Below are 16,335 nucleotides of genomic sequence, written 5' to 3' on the forward strand. Positions count from 1 at the left end.
TTACTGGCTTCGATGCCGATTTTCGCGAAACGCCCGAGCAGGTCTTTTTCCACGTCCTGGGGCGGGGCGAACGACAGCATGAAATTCAGGTAGCGAAACAGGTCCGGGGTGTCGCTCATGGTCGGCGTGGGTTTCGGCCAATCGACCTTCGGCGCGGCAGGCGGGGCTTTTTGCTTGTCGTAGTGGCTGAGGGTTTCAACCTTGTAGCCCTTCTGGATCTGCTTGACCTTGGCCAGGTCCTTGTCATCGAACAACTGCGTGCGATACAGCGCGTAGGCGATGTTGCTTTCGCTGCGCAGCAGGCGGTCGATGTTCAGCGGCTGCCGGCCTTGCCAATTGGGGCCGGCAATCATGAAATGGCCGCCGTTGTTGCCGGTGCTGCGGGTGCCCAGGTAGGCGAAGTTCTGCGTGTAGGCGTCAATCAATTGCACCGAGTAATAGCGATGCTCTTCGATGGGCGGCAGGGTCAGCACCACCGGCTCGGCGCGCAGGTCCATCCAGACGAAGGAGTAAGGCGTGTCTGCATTCGGCGTGACGAACGCGGTGTCCTTGGCGGTGAATGCCTTGGCGGTGTTGCCGATCTGGTTGAACGGCGCCTTGAAGTTCGGGCTCTGCTTGTCCACGGCCTGGGTGTAGAGGGTCTTGTACATCTCCACCACCGGGAAGCCGTACAGATAGGCCTCCTTGGCGATGCCCCGTGCTTCTTCCGGGGTGGCGGTGAAATCGGCCCAGGCACTGCTGCTCAAGGTGAGTACAAGGGCGGATAACAGAATGCGGTTATTCATGACACTTCCTTAATGAACACGCGGCGTCATTCCACGGCCGTGATGTCGTCGAGTTTCCAGCTCTTGTCGAAGTAGGCCAGGGTCGGGGCATACAGGCGGAAATAACTGAACCAGTGTTTGCCCGGCAGGGTTTGTACCCAGTTGCTTTCGAAACCTTGTGGAGCGGTAGGGCCGAAGTACAGGTCTACCGAACCATCGGCGTTCTTTTTCAGATCCTGGCGCGACGACAGGTCGGCCTTGCGCTGCGGGTTGTCGATCAGGCAGCGGCTGTCGATGTCATACACCGTCATCGACCAGAACTGCTTGGCCGGCGGGTTGGCGCCGACGTGCAGGCGATAGCTCTTGGCACCGTCGAGCCAGTTGCCCTTGGCATCGGTGTAGGCGCCGAGGTAGGTCTGGCCCAGGCCCGGGGTTTTCGAAACCATGCCCTTGGTGTTGGTGACCGCCTCGTAGAACCAGGCACTGCGTTCCCACAGTTGGTCGTAGTAAGCGACGCGCTGGGAAGGGTCGGCGATGTTCAACACCGTGTCCCACTGCCGGTCCGGCCAGTACTGGGCACCGGGAAAGCGCTTGGCGAAGGTGTTGGCCTTGGCAATCAGCTCGCCGACTTGTGCACCTTGTTCCAGGGCCTTGCGCTGGACATCGGTCGGGTTGAACGGTTTGCCCTTCTCGATGCCAAGGCTCGCGAGCATGGCCATGTAGAAGCGATCACGTTCGTTGACCGGTTCTTTCTGTATGATCTGGTGCAAGCGCTCCCAGTACGCCATGCCCCGTGGCTGGGTGCCGGACCAGGCTTTGCCGCCGGGGGAGAGCAGTTTGGTCTGGCTGGGCTCCGCACGCTTGGCGTAGGGGTACATCCGGAATTGCTCGACCAGTGCCTTGCCCTTGGCCGGGTCGGGGTCGAGCACGCGAAAACCTACCAGCACGTTCATGGTTTGTGACCTGGCCAGGTAATACTGGCCTGCATCGGCCGGTGGTTCGGCACCCGGTGGCAGCACCAGGTATTTGCCGCCCTTGCCTTTGTCCGGGCCGGTCTGGCCCATGTCGATGATCGCCCGTTGCCAGAAATCGCCAATACCACCCGCAGTGGGGCCAGGGGGCAGTTCGATCACCAGCGGCCCGGTTTCATTCAGATCGACGAAACCCAGGATGTAGGGTGTGGTGGCGTTGGCGGTGATGACGCCAAGCTTGTCTTCATAACTGTCGAGCACCATCAGGTCGCCATTGTGGGCGCCCAGCTTGTCGCGGAATTGTTCCTGCCATTGTGCGTAGGACACCAGCGGCAAGGCCCACAGATAACTCTGGGTCGCCTGCTGGAAGTCCAGTTCGGCATAGAGTTTGGCAATGGCGTCATGGGCGGGCAGTTCGCCTTCCATGGCGATCTTGCCGATCCGGGTGTCCAGTTCCTGGGCACCCACTCCGCAACTGACGAACATCGTCATCAGGCTGAAACCGGCTGCGCGAATGGCACCGTGCATAGGCGGGGGATTCCTTATTTACCGAAAGTGGCGTTGAGGCCGACGAACAGGGTGAATTGCGGCATGCCATCGCCTTTTTTCTCGACGGTCCATTGCGGTTCGATGAAGGCGTTGAGGATATTGGACCCGTCCTTCCACACTTTGCCACCACCCAAACCGAGTGGGATGTAGTGGGTGTCGTTCTTCAGGTCGAAGGTCCAGATGCCGGTGGAGCGCAGGTACCAGCCCTTTTCCAGGTTATGGATGATGAAGGGCTGCATCGTTGCGCTTTCGACGTTGGGCCGGTCGTGGTCGCCGGCGAACGAGCTCTGGTATTGCACCAGCGCGCCCAACAGGCCGCGGGGTGAAGAGTCGATCGCAACCGCGGCCAGACCGGCTTGCCATTTGCCGGTACCGAGCTCGTCCTGGTCGGCAGTGGGGGCGGTGATCATCGGGCCGATGCCCAACTGCACGCCTTCGGTCTTCACCAGGAAAATATCGAACAGGTTCAGGTCACCTTCGCCGGTGCTGTAGCCACTGTTCGGGTCCGGGTGGGTACTGATCGGCGCCGTGGCGCGTATCAACTGCGGCACGCTAATGTAGTCGTTGGGCGCAATCGGCAGGGTGCCGCGTATCAGCAGGTCATTGGTATGGATGTTGGTGTCGTAGTACTTCGGGGTGTAGTAGTCCTGAGCGCTCATGCCCGGGGCGAAATTCAGCGGGTTGTTGCTTTTGTTGGCGGTCTCGGCGTTATCCGCCTGGGCGCAAACAACAGGCGCAAGCAAGGTCGCCAAAAAAAAGGCGCGCGTCCCCGGTTTGTTCAACATGATTCCCCGATTCCTTGGTGGCTCATTTGGATGACTCGGCACTTGGCGGCCGTTACTGCGTAAGCTCTTTCCTATCAGCCTGTAGGATATGTCTGTAGACGCTAGCAGTTAACCAGCGATTCGCTAGTCGAAGGGGTTAATTCTTTGGTTTTGTGTGCGGGTTCGTATTAATTTTGTGTACTAAAAAGTTGATACGAATCAGGGGGTTGCGGGGAGTAATTAGAAGCTGGCGTATTGGGGCGCGCTTTGGTGGCAAGGCTCGCGCCTGCAAGAGGTTGCTACCTGCAGGCGCGAGGCGTCTGGGTATTTGCTGTAACCTTCAGCTCTTTTTCCCCTGCCCGAACGCCCGCTCTTCCTGCTCGCGCAACTCCGGTGTCAACTCTTCGCCGAAATCCTCCAATTCGAATACCTGGCGAATCTCGATCTCGGCTTCGGTGCCTGGCATCGGGTTGGGGCAACGCTTGACCCATTCGATGGCTTCTTCTTTGGACTTCACTTGCCACAGCCAGAAACCGGCGATCAGTTCCTTGGTTTCGGCGAAGGGGCCGTCGATGACCGTGCGCTTGTCGCCCGCGAAGCGCACGCGGGCGCCTTTGCTGCTCGGCTGCAGGCCTTCGCCGGCGAGGAGGATGCCGGCCTTGGCCAGTTCCTCGTTGTAGTTGCCCATGGCGGTCAGCAGTTCGGTGCCGGGCATGATGCCGGCTTCGGAGTCCTGGCTGGCTTTGATGATGATCATGAAACGCATGGTGGAGTCTCCGTTGGATTTGGATGGTTCAGTTATAGTCGAACGATCACCGGCCAAATCGACAACGCTGTACCAACAAATTCCTGGGTACACACCGATCCCTGTAGGAGCTGCCGCAGGCTGCGATCTTTTGACCTGACTTTATCGCTTCGAAGATCAAGATCAAAAGATCGCAGCCTTCGGCAGCTCCTACAGGGAAACAGGAAACAGGGGGGCAGGGGCGGGTCAAGGGTTGTATGCAATTCTGTGCGCCGAAGCATGACAATTTATGTTTGGCCATAGGTCGTCGGACAATTTCGTGGTTAACTTCTGCCTCTTCAAAATTCTCCACCACCAACGTTCAGAAGGACTCCGTTCATGGCTCAAGTCACTCTTAAAGGCAACCCGGTTCAAGTCAACGGCCAACTGCCACAAGCCGGTTCCAAGGCGCCAGCCTTTTCCCTGGTGGCCGGCAATCTGTCCGACGTCACCCTGCAAGACTTCGCCGGCAAGCGCAAAGTGCTGAACATCTTCCCAAGCGTCGATACCCCGACCTGCGCCACTTCCGTGCGCAAGTTCAACGCCCAGGCCAACGATGTCGCCAACACCGTGGTGCTGTGCATCTCCGCTGACCTGCCGTTCGCCCAGGCTCGCTTCTGCGGTGCCGAAGGCCTGGAAAACGTGCAGAACCTGTCGACCCTGCGCGGTGCCGAGTTCATCGAGAACTACGGCGTGGCCATTGCTGACGGCCCACTCAAAGGCCTGACCGCCCGTGCCGTGGTGGTACTGGACGAAAACGACAACGTGCTGCACAGCGAGCTGGTCAAGGAAATCGCTGAAGAACCTAACTACGAAGCCGCGCTCGCCGCTCTGAAGTAAGTAAAGCATTACAATTGTTAACGGCCTGGCCCTGTCCAGGCCGTTTTCATTTGTGTTTCAGTATGTTGGATATCTCTCCTGTTACGTAAGCCGAAGGTAAATTGCCGGTAAAGGCGCTTTGCTTATGACCCACCAGTGCTTATCGTTCAGCCTCATGTAAAACAAGCCCACGCGCCCAATGGTTGATCACTCAATGCAATCCTCCGCTTCCCGTAGTCCTCGTCGCTGGCTGTTTGGCCTGCTTGTCCTGTTGGTCATCGCCGCCCTGTGCTGGAAATTCTGGCCGGGCAGCGCTGCGCCGAAAGAGGGTGCGGGGCAAAAAGCCGTGGCCGGGCACACCGGCAGGTCAGGCGGGATGCGGCCGGGGTTTGGCGGCGCGGCAGGGCCTGTGCCGGTGCGTGTGGCGCCGGCGGTCACGGGGGATTTCCCGCTGTATTACAAGGCGCTGGGCACGGTGACGGCGCTGAACACCATCAACGTGCGCAGCCGTGTCGGTGGTGAGTTGATGAAGATCTATTTCGAGGAAGGGCAGATGGTCAAGGCGGGTGACCTGCTGGCTGAAATAGACCCGCGTCCCTACCAGAACGCCTTGCTCCAGGCTGAAGGCACCTTGCTGCAGAACCAGGCACAGTTGAAAAACGCCCAGGTGGATGTCGAGCGCTATACCGGCCTGTACCGTGAGGACAGCATCGCCAAGCAAACCCTGGACACCGCCGTGGCACTGGTCGGTCAGTACCTGGGCACGGTCAAGACCAACCAGGCGGCGGTCAACGACGCCAAGCTCAATCTGGAATTCACCCGCATCCGCGCACCCATTGCCGGGCGTGTCGGCCTGCGCCAGCTGGACGTCGGCAACCTGGTGGCGGCCAACGACACCACCGCGCTGGCGATCATCACCCAGACCCAACCCATCAGCGTGGCCTTCACCTTGCCGGAAAACAGCCTCGACGTGGTGCTGGCCCGCTATCGCAGCGGTGCCAAGCTGCCGGCCGAGGCCTGGGATCGTGGCGACACCAAGCTGCAGGCCACCGGCGTGCTGCAGAGCCTGGACAACCAGATCGATGTCACCACCGGCACCCTGAAATTCAAGGCGCGCTACGAAAATCGCGACCAGGCGCTGTTCCCCAATCAGTTCGTCAATGTGCGCCTGCTGGCGGACACCCTCAAAGGCGTGGTGCTCGCGCCATCCGCAGCGATCCAGTTCGGCACCAACGGCACCTTCGTCTATGCCCTGGATGGCGACAAGAAGGTCAAGATCCGTCAGTTGAAGATCGGTGCCAGCGACGGCGAGAACACCGTGGTCACCGAAGGCCTGTCCGCCGGTGATCGGGTGGTGCTGGAGGGCACCGACCGCCTCAAGGACGGCAGCGATGTGGAAGTGGTCAACGACCCGCAGCAAGTGCCGACTAACCCCGCCGGCCACCTGCAGGGCAAATCCGCGGCCACCACGACTGAACCGGCACCTGCCGACAAGGCGAAAAAGGGCGGCGCATGAATCTCTCGCGGCTGTTCATCCTTCGCCCGGTTGCGACCACCCTGAGCATGCTGGCCATTATCCTGGCCGGCGTGATCGCCTATCGCCTGCTGCCGGTGTCGGCCTTGCCCCAGGTCGATTACCCGACCATTCGCGTCATGACCCTGTATCCCGGCGCCAGCCCGGATGTCATGACCAGCGCCGTGACCGCGCCGCTCGAGCGCCAGTTCGGGCAGATGCCCGGCCTGACCCAGATGGCGTCCACCAGCTCCGGCGGCGCCTCGGTGCTGACCCTGCGTTTCAGCCTCGACATCAACATGGACGTCGCCGAGCAACAGGTGCAGGCGGCGATCAACGCCGCGACCAACCTGCTGCCCAAGGATTTGCCGGCACCGCCGGTGTACAACAAGGTCAACCCGGCCGATACCCCGGTGCTGACCCTGGCAATCACCTCCAAGACCATGCTGTTGCCCAAGCTCAACGACCTGGTCGACACCCGCATGGCGCAGAAAATCGCCCAGATCAGCGGCGTCGGCATGGTCAGCATTGCCGGTGGCCAGCGCCAGGCGGTGCGGATCAAGGTCAACCCCGAGGCCCTGGCGGCCAACGGCCTGAACCTGTCGGACGTGCGCACCCTGATCGGCGCCTCCAACGTCAACCAGCCAAAAGGCAACTTCGATGGCCCGACCCGGGTGTCGATGCTCGATGCCAACGATCAACTGACCTCGCCCAAGGATTACGCCAACCTGATCCTGGCCTACGCCAACGGCGCGCCGTTGCGGCTCAAGGACGTGGCGGAAATCGTCGACGGCGCCGAGAACGAACGCCTGGCGGCCTGGGCCAATGAAAACCAGGCGGTGTTGCTGAACATCCAGCGCCAGCCAGGGGCCAACGTGATCGAAGTGGTGGACCGGATCAAGGCCTTGCTGCCGAGCATCACCGACAACCTGCCGGCCGGCCTCGATGTCACCGTGTTGACCGACCGCACCCAGACCATTCGCGCCTCGGTCACCGACGTGCAGCACGAACTGCTGATCGCCATCGCCCTGGTGGTGATGGTCACCTTCCTGTTCCTGCGCCGGGCCAGTGCCACGATCATTCCGTCGGTGGCCGTGCCGCTGTCGTTGATCGGCACCTTCGGCGTGATGTACCTGGCCGGTTTTTCGGTCAACAACCTGACCCTGATGGCCCTGACCATCGCCACCGGCTTCGTGGTGGACGATGCGATCGTGATGCTGGAGAACATTTCCCGGTTCATCGAAGAGGGCGACAGCCCATTGAACGCGGCGCTCAAGGGCGCCAAGCAGATCGGTTTCACCCTGATTTCCCTGACCCTGTCGCTGATCGCCGTGCTGATCCCGCTGCTGTTCATGGCCGATGTGGTGGGGCGGCTGTTCCGCGAATTCGCGATCACCCTGGCGGTGGCCATCCTGATTTCCCTGGTGGTGTCCCTGACCCTGACGCCGATGATGTGCGCGCGATTGCTCAAGCGCGAGCCAAAGGAAGAAGAGCAAGGCCGTTTCTACCGCGCCAGTGGCGCAGCAATTGATTGGATGATCGCGGCTTACGGGCGAAAGTTAAAGTGGGTTCTCAAGCACCAGCCGCTGACGCTGATGGTGGCCATTGGCACCTTGGCGCTGACGGTGTTCCTGTACATGGTGGTGCCCAAGGGCTTTTTCCCGGTGCAGGACACCGGGGTGATCCAGGGCATTTCCGAAGCACCGCAGTCGATTTCCTTCGCCGCGATGAGCGAGCGGCAGCAGGAGCTGGCCAAGGTGATCCTGGCGGATCCGGCGGTCGAGAGCCTGTCGTCCTACATCGGCGTCGACGGCGACAACTCGACGCTCAACAGCGGTCGGTTGCTGATCAACCTCAAGTCACACAGCGACCGCGACCTGAGCGCCACTGAAGTGATCGCGCGCTTGCAGCCGGAACTGGACAAACTGGTGGGCATCCGCCTGTTCATGCAACCGGTGCAGGACCTGACCATCGAAGATCGGGTCAGCCGCACGCAGTACCAGTTCAGCATGTCGTCGCCCGATTCCGAACTGCTCAGCCTGTGGAGCGGGCGTCTGGTCGAAGCCCTGGCCCAACGGCCGGAGCTGACCGACGTGGCCAGCGACTTGCAGGACAAGGGCCTGCAGGTCTACCTGGTGATCGACCGCGACGCCGCGTCGCGGGTCGGGGTGTCGGTGTCGAACATCACCGATGCGCTGTACGACGCCTTTGGGCAGCGGCAGATTTCCACGATCTACACCCAGGCCAGCCAATACCGCGTGGTCTTGCAATCGCAGTCCGGCGAGAAGATCGGTCCGCAGGCGCTGGACCAGATCCACGTCAAGACCACCGATGGCGGGCAGGTGCGCCTGTCCAGCCTGGCACATATCGAGGAGCGCCAGGCGCAACTGGCGATCACCCATATCGGCCAGTTCCCGGCGGTGATGATGTCGTTCAACCTGGCCCCCGGCGTGGCGCTGGGGCATGCGGTCGAGATCATCGAACAGGTGCAGCAGGACATCGGCATGCCGATTGGCGTGCAGACCCAGTTCCAGGGTGCGGCCGAAGCGTTCCAGGCGTCGCTGTCGAGCACCTTGCTGCTGATCCTGGCGGCGGTGGTGACCATGTACATCGTGCTGGGCGTGCTCTACGAGAGCTACATCCACCCGATCACCATTCTCTCGACCTTGCCCTCGGCGGCGGTCGGCGCCTTGCTGGCGTTGATCCTCAGCGGCAATGACCTGGGGATGATCGCGATCATCGGCATCATCCTGCTGATCGGCATCGTCAAGAAGAACGCGATCATGATGATCGACTTCGCCCTCGACGCCGAACGCAACCAGGGCATGGACCCGGAAACGGCGATCTATCAGGCGGCATTGTTGCGTTTCCGGCCGATCCTGATGACCACCCTGGCAGCCTTGTTCGGCGCGGTGCCGTTGATGCTGGCCACCGGTTCCGGCGCGGAATTGCGGCAACCCTTGGGTCTGGTGATGGTCGGCGGCTTGCTGTTGAGTCAGGTCCTGACCCTGTTCACCACGCCGGTGATCTACCTGTATTTCGACCGCCTCGGTCGGCGCTGGGGTCGCAAGCCTGAAGCCGTGGAAGCGGTAGAGCAGCCATGAACCTCTCCGGTCCTTTCATCAAGCGCCCGGTGGCAACCATGTTGCTCAGCCTGGCGATCATGCTGCTGGGCGGCGTGAGTTTCGGCCTGTTGCCGGTTTCGCCGTTGCCGCAGATGGACTTCCCGGTGATCGTGGTCCAGGCCAGCCTGCCTGGCGCCAGCCCGGAAGTCATGGCTTCCACCGTGGCCACGCCGCTGGAACGTTCCTTCGGCGCCATCGCCGGGGTCAACACCATGAGCAGCCGCTCCAGCCAGGGCTCGACCCGGGTCATCCTGCAATTCGACCTGGACCGCGACATCAACGGCGCGGCGCGGGAAGTGCAGGCGGCGATCAACGCCTCGCGCAACCTGCTGCCCAGCGGCATGCGCAGCATGCCGACCTACAAGAAGGTCAACCCGTCCCAGGCGCCGATCATGGTGTTGTCGTTGACCTCGGACGTGCTGGAAAAAGGCCAGCTCTATGACCTGGCGTCGACCATCCTGTCCCAGAGCCTGTCGCAAGTGCAGGGCGTCGGCGAAGTGCAGATCGGCGGCAGCTCCCTGCCAGCGGTGCGCATCGAGCTCGAACCCCACGCGCTCAACCAATACGGCGTGGCCCTGGATGATGTGCGCAACACCATCGCCAATGCCAACGTGCGCCGGCCCAAGGGCTCGGTGGAGGATGGCCAGCGGCTGTGGCAGGTGCAGGCCAACGACCAGCTGGAAAAGGCCAAGGACTACGAGTCGCTGATCATCCACTACGCGGACGGTGCCGCCCTGCGCCTGAAGGACGTGGCCAAGGTCAGCGACGGCGTCGAGGACCGCTACAACAGTGGCTTCTTCAACGACGATGCGGCGGTGCTGCTGGTGATCAACCGCCAGGCCGGGGCCAACATCATCGAGACGGTCAACGAGATCAAGGCCCAGTTACCGGCGTTGCAGGCCGTACTGCCGGCCAGCGTCAAGCTGAACCTGGCCATGGACCGCTCGCCGGTGATCAAGGCCACGCTGCACGAAGCGGAAATGACCTTGCTGATCGCCGTGGCCCTGGTGATCCTGGTGGTGTTCCTGTTTCTCGGCAACTTCCGCGCCTCGCTGATCCCGACCCTGGCGGTGCCGGTGTCGCTGGTCGGCACCTTTGCCGTGATGTACCTCTACGGTTTCTCGCTGAACAACCTGTCGCTGATGGCGTTGATCCTGGCCACCGGGCTGGTGGTGGACGATGCCATCGTGGTGCTGGAGAACATCTCCCGGCACATCGACGCGGGGGTTCGGCCGATGAAGGCGGCGTACCTCGGCGCCCAGGAAGTCGGCTTCACCTTGCTGTCGATGAACGTCTCGCTGGTGGCGGTGTTCCTGTCCATCCTGTTCATGGGCGGGATCATCGAGAGCCTGTTTCGCGAATTCTCCATCACCCTGGCGGCGGCGATCGTGGTGTCGCTGGTGGTTTCGCTGACCCTGACGCCGATGCTCTGTGCCCGCTGGCTCAAGCCACACACACCGGGCCAGGAAAACCGCCTGCAGCGCTGGAGCCGGCGGGCCAACGACTGGATGGTCGGCAAATACGCCACCAGCCTCGACTGGGTGCTGCGTCACAAGCGCCTGACGCTGCTCAGTCTGTTTGTGACAATTGGCGTTAACGTTGCGTTGTATATCGTTGTTCCTAAAACGTTTCTTCCTCAGCAGGACACCGGTCAGCTGATCGGTTTCGTGCGCGGCGACGATGGTCTGTCGTTCAGCGTGATGCAGCCGAAAATGGAGATCTTCCGCCGCGCCGTGCTCAAGGACGAGGCGGTGGAAAGCGTCGCCGGGTTCATCGGAGGCACCAACGGCACCAACAACGCGTTCATGCTGGTGCGCCTGAAACCGATCAAGGAGCGCAGTATCTCCGCGCAAAAGGTCATCGAACGCCTGCGCAAGGAAATGCCCAAGGTCGCCGGCGCGCAACTGATGCTGATGGCCGACCAGGACCTGCAGTTTGGCGGTGGCCGCGAACAGACCTCGTCGCAGTACTCCTACATCCTGCAAAGCGGGGATCTGGGCGCGTTGCGCGAGTGGTATCCGAAAGTGGTGACCGCCCTCAAGGCGCTGCCCGAACTGACCGCGATCGATGCCCGCGAAGGGCGGGGTGCCCAGCAGGTGACGCTGATCGTCGACCGCGACCAGGCCAAGCGCCTTGGGGTGGACATGGACATGGTCACGGCGGTGCTCAACAACGCCTACAGCCAGCGCCAGATCTCGACCATCTACGACAGCCTCAACCAGTATCAGGTGGTGATGGAGGTCAATCCGAAGTACGCCCAGGACCCGATCACGCTCAAGCAGGTGCAGGTGATCACCGCGGACGGCGCGCGGATACCGCTGTCGACCATCGCCCATTACGAGAACAGCCTGGCAGACGACCGGGTCAGCCACGAAGGCCAGTTCGCCTCGGAAAGCATTGCCTTCGACATGGCCGAAGGCGTGACCGTGGAGCAGGGCAGTGCCGCCATCGAGCGGGCCATTGCCTCGGTGGGACTGCCCGAAGACGTCATTGCGAAAATGGCCGGCACCGCCGATGCCTTTGCCGCGACCCAGAAGAGCCAGCCATGGATGATCCTCGGCGCGCTGGTGGCGGTGTACCTGGTGCTGGGCGTGCTGTATGAAAGCTACATTCATCCGCTGACCATTCTCTCGACCTTGCCTTCGGCGGGTGTCGGCGCGCTGTTGTCGATTTATGCCCTGGGCGGTGAGTTCAGCCTGATCTCATTGCTTGGCCTGTTCCTGCTGATCGGCGTGGTGAAGAAAAACGCCATCCTGATGATCGACCTGGCGTTGCAGCTCGAGCGCCATCAGGGCATGGCACCGCTGGAGTCGATTCGCAATGCCTGCCTGCAACGTTTGCGGCCGATCCTGATGACCACCCTGGCCGCGATCCTCGGCGCCTTGCCGCTGTTGCTGAGCCGCGCCGAAGGGGCGGAAATGCGCCAGCCGCTGGGCCTGACCATCATCGGCGGGCTGATCTTCAGCCAGGTGCTGACCCTTTACACCACCCCGGTGGTTTACCTCTATCTCGACAAACTGCGCCATCGCTTCAACCGCTGGCGTGGGGTGCGTACCGATGCTGCCCTGGAAACTCCGCTATGACTGACCGTTCGCTGTTCAACCTGGCTACACCGCTGATCACCGCCCGTGGCTCGCGCTTGCTGAGCCTGTCGCTGTGCGTGGCGATGCTCAGTGCCTGCGCCGTCGGCCCGGATTACCAGCGCCCGCAAACCGCGGAACCTGCGCAGTACAAGGAAGCGGCCGGCTGGCGCCAGGCCAATCCGAGCGATTCCCTGGCTCGCGGTGCGTGGTGGGAGCTGTACGGCGATCAGCAACTCAATGGCCTGATCGACAAGCTCAACAGCGCCAACCAGACCGTCGCCCAGTCCGAAGCCCAGTACCGCCAGGCCCAGGCCCTGGTGCGCAGCGCCCGGGGTGCGTTTTTTCCGACGGTGGACCTGACCCTGGGGAAAAACCGCTCCAGCCAGGGCACCGGCAGCAGCAGCTCCAGCCTGACCAGTTCCTCCAGTGGTATTCGTGACACCTACACCGCCCAGGCCGGGGTCAGTTGGGAAGCGGATGTCTGGGGCAAGTTGCGCCGCGGGCTGGAAGCCGACACCGCCAATGCCCAGGCGAGTTTTGCCGACCTGGCGGCGATGCGCTTGAGCCAGCAGTCGGAACTGGTGCAGAACTACCTGCAATTGCGGGTGATCGACGAGCAGAAGCGTTTACTTGAGGCGACCGTCGCGGCCTACCAGCGCTCGCTGAAGATGACCGAAAACCAGTACCGCGCCGGGGTTTCCGGCAAGGACGCGGTGGCCCAGGCGCAGACGCAACTCAAGGGCACCGAGGCGGACATGGTCGATCTGATCTGGCAACGTGCCCAATTGGAAAACGCCATCGCCGTGCTGATCGGCTTGCCGCCGGCCGAATTCAGCCTGGCGGAAACCCAGACCATCCCGGCCTTGCCGGCGGTGCCATTGAGCCTGCCTTCGCTACTGCTGGAACGCCGCCCCGACATAGCCTCGGCCGAGCGCTCGGTCATCGCCGCCAACGCCAACATCGGGGTGGCCAAGGCCGCTTATTACCCGGACCTGACCCTGAGTTTGAACGGCGGTTACAGCAGCAGCACCTCGAAAGACCTGTTCAGCCTGCCGAACCGTTTCTGGTCGGTCGGCCCGCAACTGGCCATGACCTTGTTCGACGGCGGCCAGCGGTCGGCGGAAGTGGACCGCAGTGAAGCGGCCTACGACGAAACCGTGGCCAAATACCGTCAGACCGTGCTCGATGGCTTCCGCGAGGTGGAGAACTACCTGGTCCAGCTCAAGGTGCTGCAGGACGAAGCCGTGGTGCGCCAACAGGCGCTGGACGCGGCCCGCGAGTCGTTGCGCCTGACCGAGAACCAGTACAAGGCGGGGGTGATCGCGTACCTGGATGTGGTGGTGGTCCAGGCCGCGGCATTGAGCAATGAACGCAGCACCCTGGACCTGCTGCAGAGCCGCCTGATTGCCAGTGTGCAGCTGATTGCGGCGCTGGGTGGCGGGTGGGATGGTCAACTGTAGGAGCTGCCGCAGGCTGCGATCCTTTGATCTTGATTTTTAAAGGCAACGTCAAGAGATCGCAGCCTGCGGCAGCTCCTACAGGGGGGTGTGTTATGCCACAAGATCTATGTATCACCGCAAAACCTGTAGGAGCTGGCTTGCCAGCGAAGACGTCCGAAAGACTGGCGCAAGGTTCGAGGACGCCTTCGCTGGCAAGCCGGCTCCTACAGGGGGGCACGAGTGCGGACGGAGTTAATGTAAAACCTTAAAACAAGCGTTTCATCGCCTTGCTGGCCTTTTGCTCATTTTGTGAGTGCGTTCTCATTTGGAATCAGTACAATCGCCGGATTTATACCTCCGAGAACGGAAGCAGTACGGGGGTGATAACGAGACATCTTCATGCTCATCGGTAGTTATTCCCCAACGCTGGTAATCATTTCGCTTTGTGTGGCCATCCTCGCCTCTTACACCGCACTGGACCTGACCGGGCGCATTGCCACGGCCAAGGGCCGGGCGGTGCATTGGTGGACGGCAGGCGGGGCGTTTGCCATGGGCGTCGGGGTGTGGTCGATGCATTTCATCGGCATGCTTGCGTTCAAGTTGCCTATCGACCTGGGATACGACCTCCCCATCACCTTGCTGTCACTGCTGATCGGCATCCTGTCCTGCGGTTTCGCCCTGTGGCTGGTCAGCCAGGCGCGGTTGCCGGCCTGGCAGCTGGCGTTCGGTGCGCTGGTCATGGGTGCCGGGATCAGTGCCATGCATTACACCGGCATGGCGGCCATGCGCATGCAGCCGGGCATCGATTACGACCCGACGCTGTTCGGCGCGTCGCTGTGCATAGCGGTTGGCGCCTCGGGCGCTGCACTCTGGATTGCGTTCCGCCTGCGCCAGCACACACCTTATGTGCGCCTGATCCGTGGTGGCGCGGCGGTGATCATGGGCATTGCCATTGTCGGCATGCACTACACCGGCATGGCCGCCGCGCAATTTCCTGAGGGCAGTTTTTGCGGCGCAGCCGTCAATGGCCTGCGCGGCAATGGCCTCGACAACCTGGTCCTGATCACCACCCTGGCGGTATTGTGCATCGCCTTGCTGACCTCGATCCTCGATGCGCGCCTGGAAGCCCGGACCGCCAACCTTGCCCAGTCGTTGACCGAGGCCAATCGCGAACTGACCCAACTGGCCCTGCACGACACGCTGACCGGCCTGCCCAATCGCGTGTTGCTGGCCGATCGCATCGATCAGGGCATGTCCAGGGTCGACACCGAGGGGGGATGTCTGGCGTTGATGTTCATCGATCTCGATGGCTTCAAACCGGTCAATGACGCCTTCGGTCACCACATGGGTGACCAGTTGCTGCGCGAAGTCAGCCTGCGCCTGCGCGAGGATCTGCGTGGCCAGGACACCCTGGCGCGCATCGGCGGCGATGAGTTCGTGCTGCTGGTGCAATTGAGCGAGCCGGACGACGCGATGAACCTCGCGGCCCGCCAGGTCAGCCTGATCGGCCGTTCGTTCCGGGTGGCCGATCATGATTTGCAGATCTCCGCCAGCGTCGGCATCGCCCTGTATCCGGGCAATGGCCAGACCGCTCACGAATTGCTGATGAACGCCGATGCGGCGATGTATCACGCCAAGGGCACGGGCAAGAACGGCTACAGCTTTTTCGATGCCTCGATGAACAGCAATGCGCGCAAGCAGCTGCAATTGCTCCAGGACCTGCGCAATGCCGTGGAGCAGAAAGAGTTCAGCCTGCACTACCAGCCCAAGTTCGATGCCAACAACGGCCGCCCGGTGGGCGCCGAAGCGTTGTTGCGCTGGGAGCACCCGACCCAGGGCATGCTGTTGCCGGACAAATTCATCGAACTGGCGGAAAAGACCGGGCTGATCATTCCTATCGGTGAGTGGGTGCTCAACGAAGCCTGCCGCCAGATGCGCGAATGGTATGTGCTGGGCTACACCGATTGGCGCATCGCGGTGAACCTCTCGGCCTTGCAGTTCTGCCATGTGGGCCTGGTGCAGAGCGTCGCCAAGGCGCTGGCCACGCACCGTTTGCCAGCCAACAGCCTGACTCTGGAAATCACTGAAACCACGGCCATGAGCGATGCCGATGCGAGCATGACGGTGTTGCAGGAGCTGTCGGACATGGGCGTTGACCTGTCCATCGATGATTTTGGTACCGGTTACTCGAGCTTGATGTACCTCAAGCGCCTGCCGGCCAACGAGCTGAAGATCGACCGCGGTTTTGTACGCGACCTGGAGCGTGACAGCGATGACGCCGCGATCGTATCGGCCATCGTCGCCCTCGGCCAGGCACTGGGCTTGCGGATCGTCGCCGAAGGCGTGGAAACGGGCTCGCAGCAGGACTTCCTGACCCAGCTCGGTTGCGATTCGTTGCAGGGTTATCTGCTGGGGCACCCGTTGCCAGCCGAACGCTTCATGAAAGAAATCCACCGCGCCGAGCAGTTGGCCTTGGCTTGATCCGGCCGGACCGATGAGGGTTTCATGCAAAATCCGCCAATGG

Annotated in this window: 9 protein-coding genes and 1 pseudogene; 6 read left to right on the top strand and 4 right to left on the bottom strand. The window is 61.9% G+C overall.

Features of this window, described 5'->3' with window-relative positions:
* Nucleotides 1–11: 11 nt before the first annotated feature.
* The 4 genes and pseudogenes from ACM6I6_RS15175 to ACM6I6_RS15190 all read right to left on the bottom strand — a co-directional run.
* Nucleotides 12–785: pseudogene (locus ACM6I6_RS15175) on the bottom strand (DUF1254 domain-containing protein); the annotation flags it as partial.
* Between the two features lie 26 nt (nucleotides 786–811).
* A complete protein-coding gene (locus tag ACM6I6_RS15180) occupies nucleotides 812–2,263 on the bottom strand; it encodes a DUF1254 domain-containing protein (RefSeq protein ID WP_414920145.1) in 1,452 nt (483 codons plus the stop codon).
* Between the two features lie 14 nt (nucleotides 2,264–2,277).
* Nucleotides 2,278–3,069, bottom strand: coding sequence for a hypothetical protein (locus ACM6I6_RS15185; RefSeq protein WP_274076948.1), 792 nt, complete (start codon nucleotides 3,067–3,069; stop codon nucleotides 2,278–2,280).
* A gap of 319 nt (nucleotides 3,070–3,388) precedes the next feature.
* Nucleotides 3,389–3,814, bottom strand: a complete 426-nt coding sequence (locus ACM6I6_RS15190; protein WP_323605766.1) for a YciI family protein — start codon at nucleotides 3,812–3,814, stop codon at nucleotides 3,389–3,391.
* A gap of 357 nt (nucleotides 3,815–4,171) precedes the next feature.
* On the opposite strand from ACM6I6_RS15190, the gene tpx reads away from it, so the two are divergent.
* From tpx to ACM6I6_RS15220, 6 genes are all read left to right on the top strand, one after another.
* Nucleotides 4,172–4,672: a thiol peroxidase gene (gene tpx / locus ACM6I6_RS15195; protein WP_274077334.1), complete on the top strand. Its 501-nt coding sequence runs from the start codon at nucleotides 4,172–4,174 to the stop codon at nucleotides 4,670–4,672.
* Between the two features lie 178 nt (nucleotides 4,673–4,850).
* Entirely contained in the window at nucleotides 4,851–6,167 is a 1,317-nt protein-coding gene (locus ACM6I6_RS15200; RefSeq protein ID WP_323605764.1) for an MdtA/MuxA family multidrug efflux RND transporter periplasmic adaptor subunit, read from the top strand.
* Nucleotides 6,164–9,268, top strand: coding sequence for an MdtB/MuxB family multidrug efflux RND transporter permease subunit (locus ACM6I6_RS15205; RefSeq protein ID WP_274077332.1), 3,105 nt, complete (start codon nucleotides 6,164–6,166; stop codon nucleotides 9,266–9,268). The genes ACM6I6_RS15200 and ACM6I6_RS15205 overlap by 4 nt, the downstream gene beginning before the upstream one ends.
* Nucleotides 9,265–12,372, top strand: coding sequence for an efflux RND transporter permease subunit (locus ACM6I6_RS15210; RefSeq protein ID WP_274077331.1), 3,108 nt, complete (start codon nucleotides 9,265–9,267; stop codon nucleotides 12,370–12,372). Before ACM6I6_RS15205 ends, ACM6I6_RS15210 begins: the two co-directional genes overlap by 4 nt.
* Nucleotides 12,369–13,832 (top strand): efflux transporter outer membrane subunit, encoded by a 1,464-nt coding sequence (locus tag ACM6I6_RS15215; protein ID WP_414920146.1) that lies wholly within the window; start codon nucleotides 12,369–12,371, stop codon nucleotides 13,830–13,832. Before ACM6I6_RS15210 ends, ACM6I6_RS15215 begins: the two co-directional genes overlap by 4 nt.
* A gap of 378 nt (nucleotides 13,833–14,210) precedes the next feature.
* Nucleotides 14,211–16,292, top strand: a complete 2,082-nt coding sequence (locus tag ACM6I6_RS15220; RefSeq protein WP_323605760.1) for a putative bifunctional diguanylate cyclase/phosphodiesterase — start codon at nucleotides 14,211–14,213, stop codon at nucleotides 16,290–16,292.
* Nucleotides 16,293–16,335 lie beyond the last annotated feature (43 nt).

The sequence above is a fragment of the Pseudomonas sp. IT-P218 genome (genome assembly GCF_949767605.1).
Classification (GTDB): domain Bacteria; phylum Pseudomonadota; class Gammaproteobacteria; order Pseudomonadales; family Pseudomonadaceae; genus Aquipseudomonas; species Aquipseudomonas putida_AE.

Excerpts from the sequence above, each read along its gene's own strand:
- tpx (WP_274077334.1), top strand. The coding sequence starts at position 4,172 with ATGGCTCAAGTCACTCTTAAAGGCAACCCGGTTCAAGTCAACGGCCAA.
- ACM6I6_RS15205 (WP_274077332.1), top strand. The coding sequence starts at position 6,164 with ATGAATCTCTCGCGGCTGTTCATCCTTCGCCCGGTTGCGACCACCCTG.
- ACM6I6_RS15210 (WP_274077331.1), top strand. The coding sequence starts at position 9,265 with ATGAACCTCTCCGGTCCTTTCATCAAGCGCCCGGTGGCAACCATGTTG.
- ACM6I6_RS15200 (WP_323605764.1), top strand. The coding sequence starts at position 4,851 with ATGGTTGATCACTCAATGCAATCCTCCGCTTCCCGTAGTCCTCGTCGC.
- ACM6I6_RS15185 (WP_274076948.1), bottom strand. The coding sequence starts at position 3,069 with ATGTTGAACAAACCGGGGACGCGCGCCTTTTTTTTGGCGACCTTGCTT.
- ACM6I6_RS15215 (WP_414920146.1), top strand. The coding sequence starts at position 12,369 with ATGACTGACCGTTCGCTGTTCAACCTGGCTACACCGCTGATCACCGCC.
- ACM6I6_RS15220 (WP_323605760.1), top strand. The coding sequence starts at position 14,211 with ATGCTCATCGGTAGTTATTCCCCAACGCTGGTAATCATTTCGCTTTGT.
- ACM6I6_RS15180 (WP_414920145.1), bottom strand. The coding sequence starts at position 2,263 with ATGCACGGTGCCATTCGCGCAGCCGGTTTCAGCCTGATGACGATGTTC.
- ACM6I6_RS15190 (WP_323605766.1), bottom strand. The coding sequence starts at position 3,814 with ATGCGTTTCATGATCATCATCAAAGCCAGCCAGGACTCCGAAGCCGGC.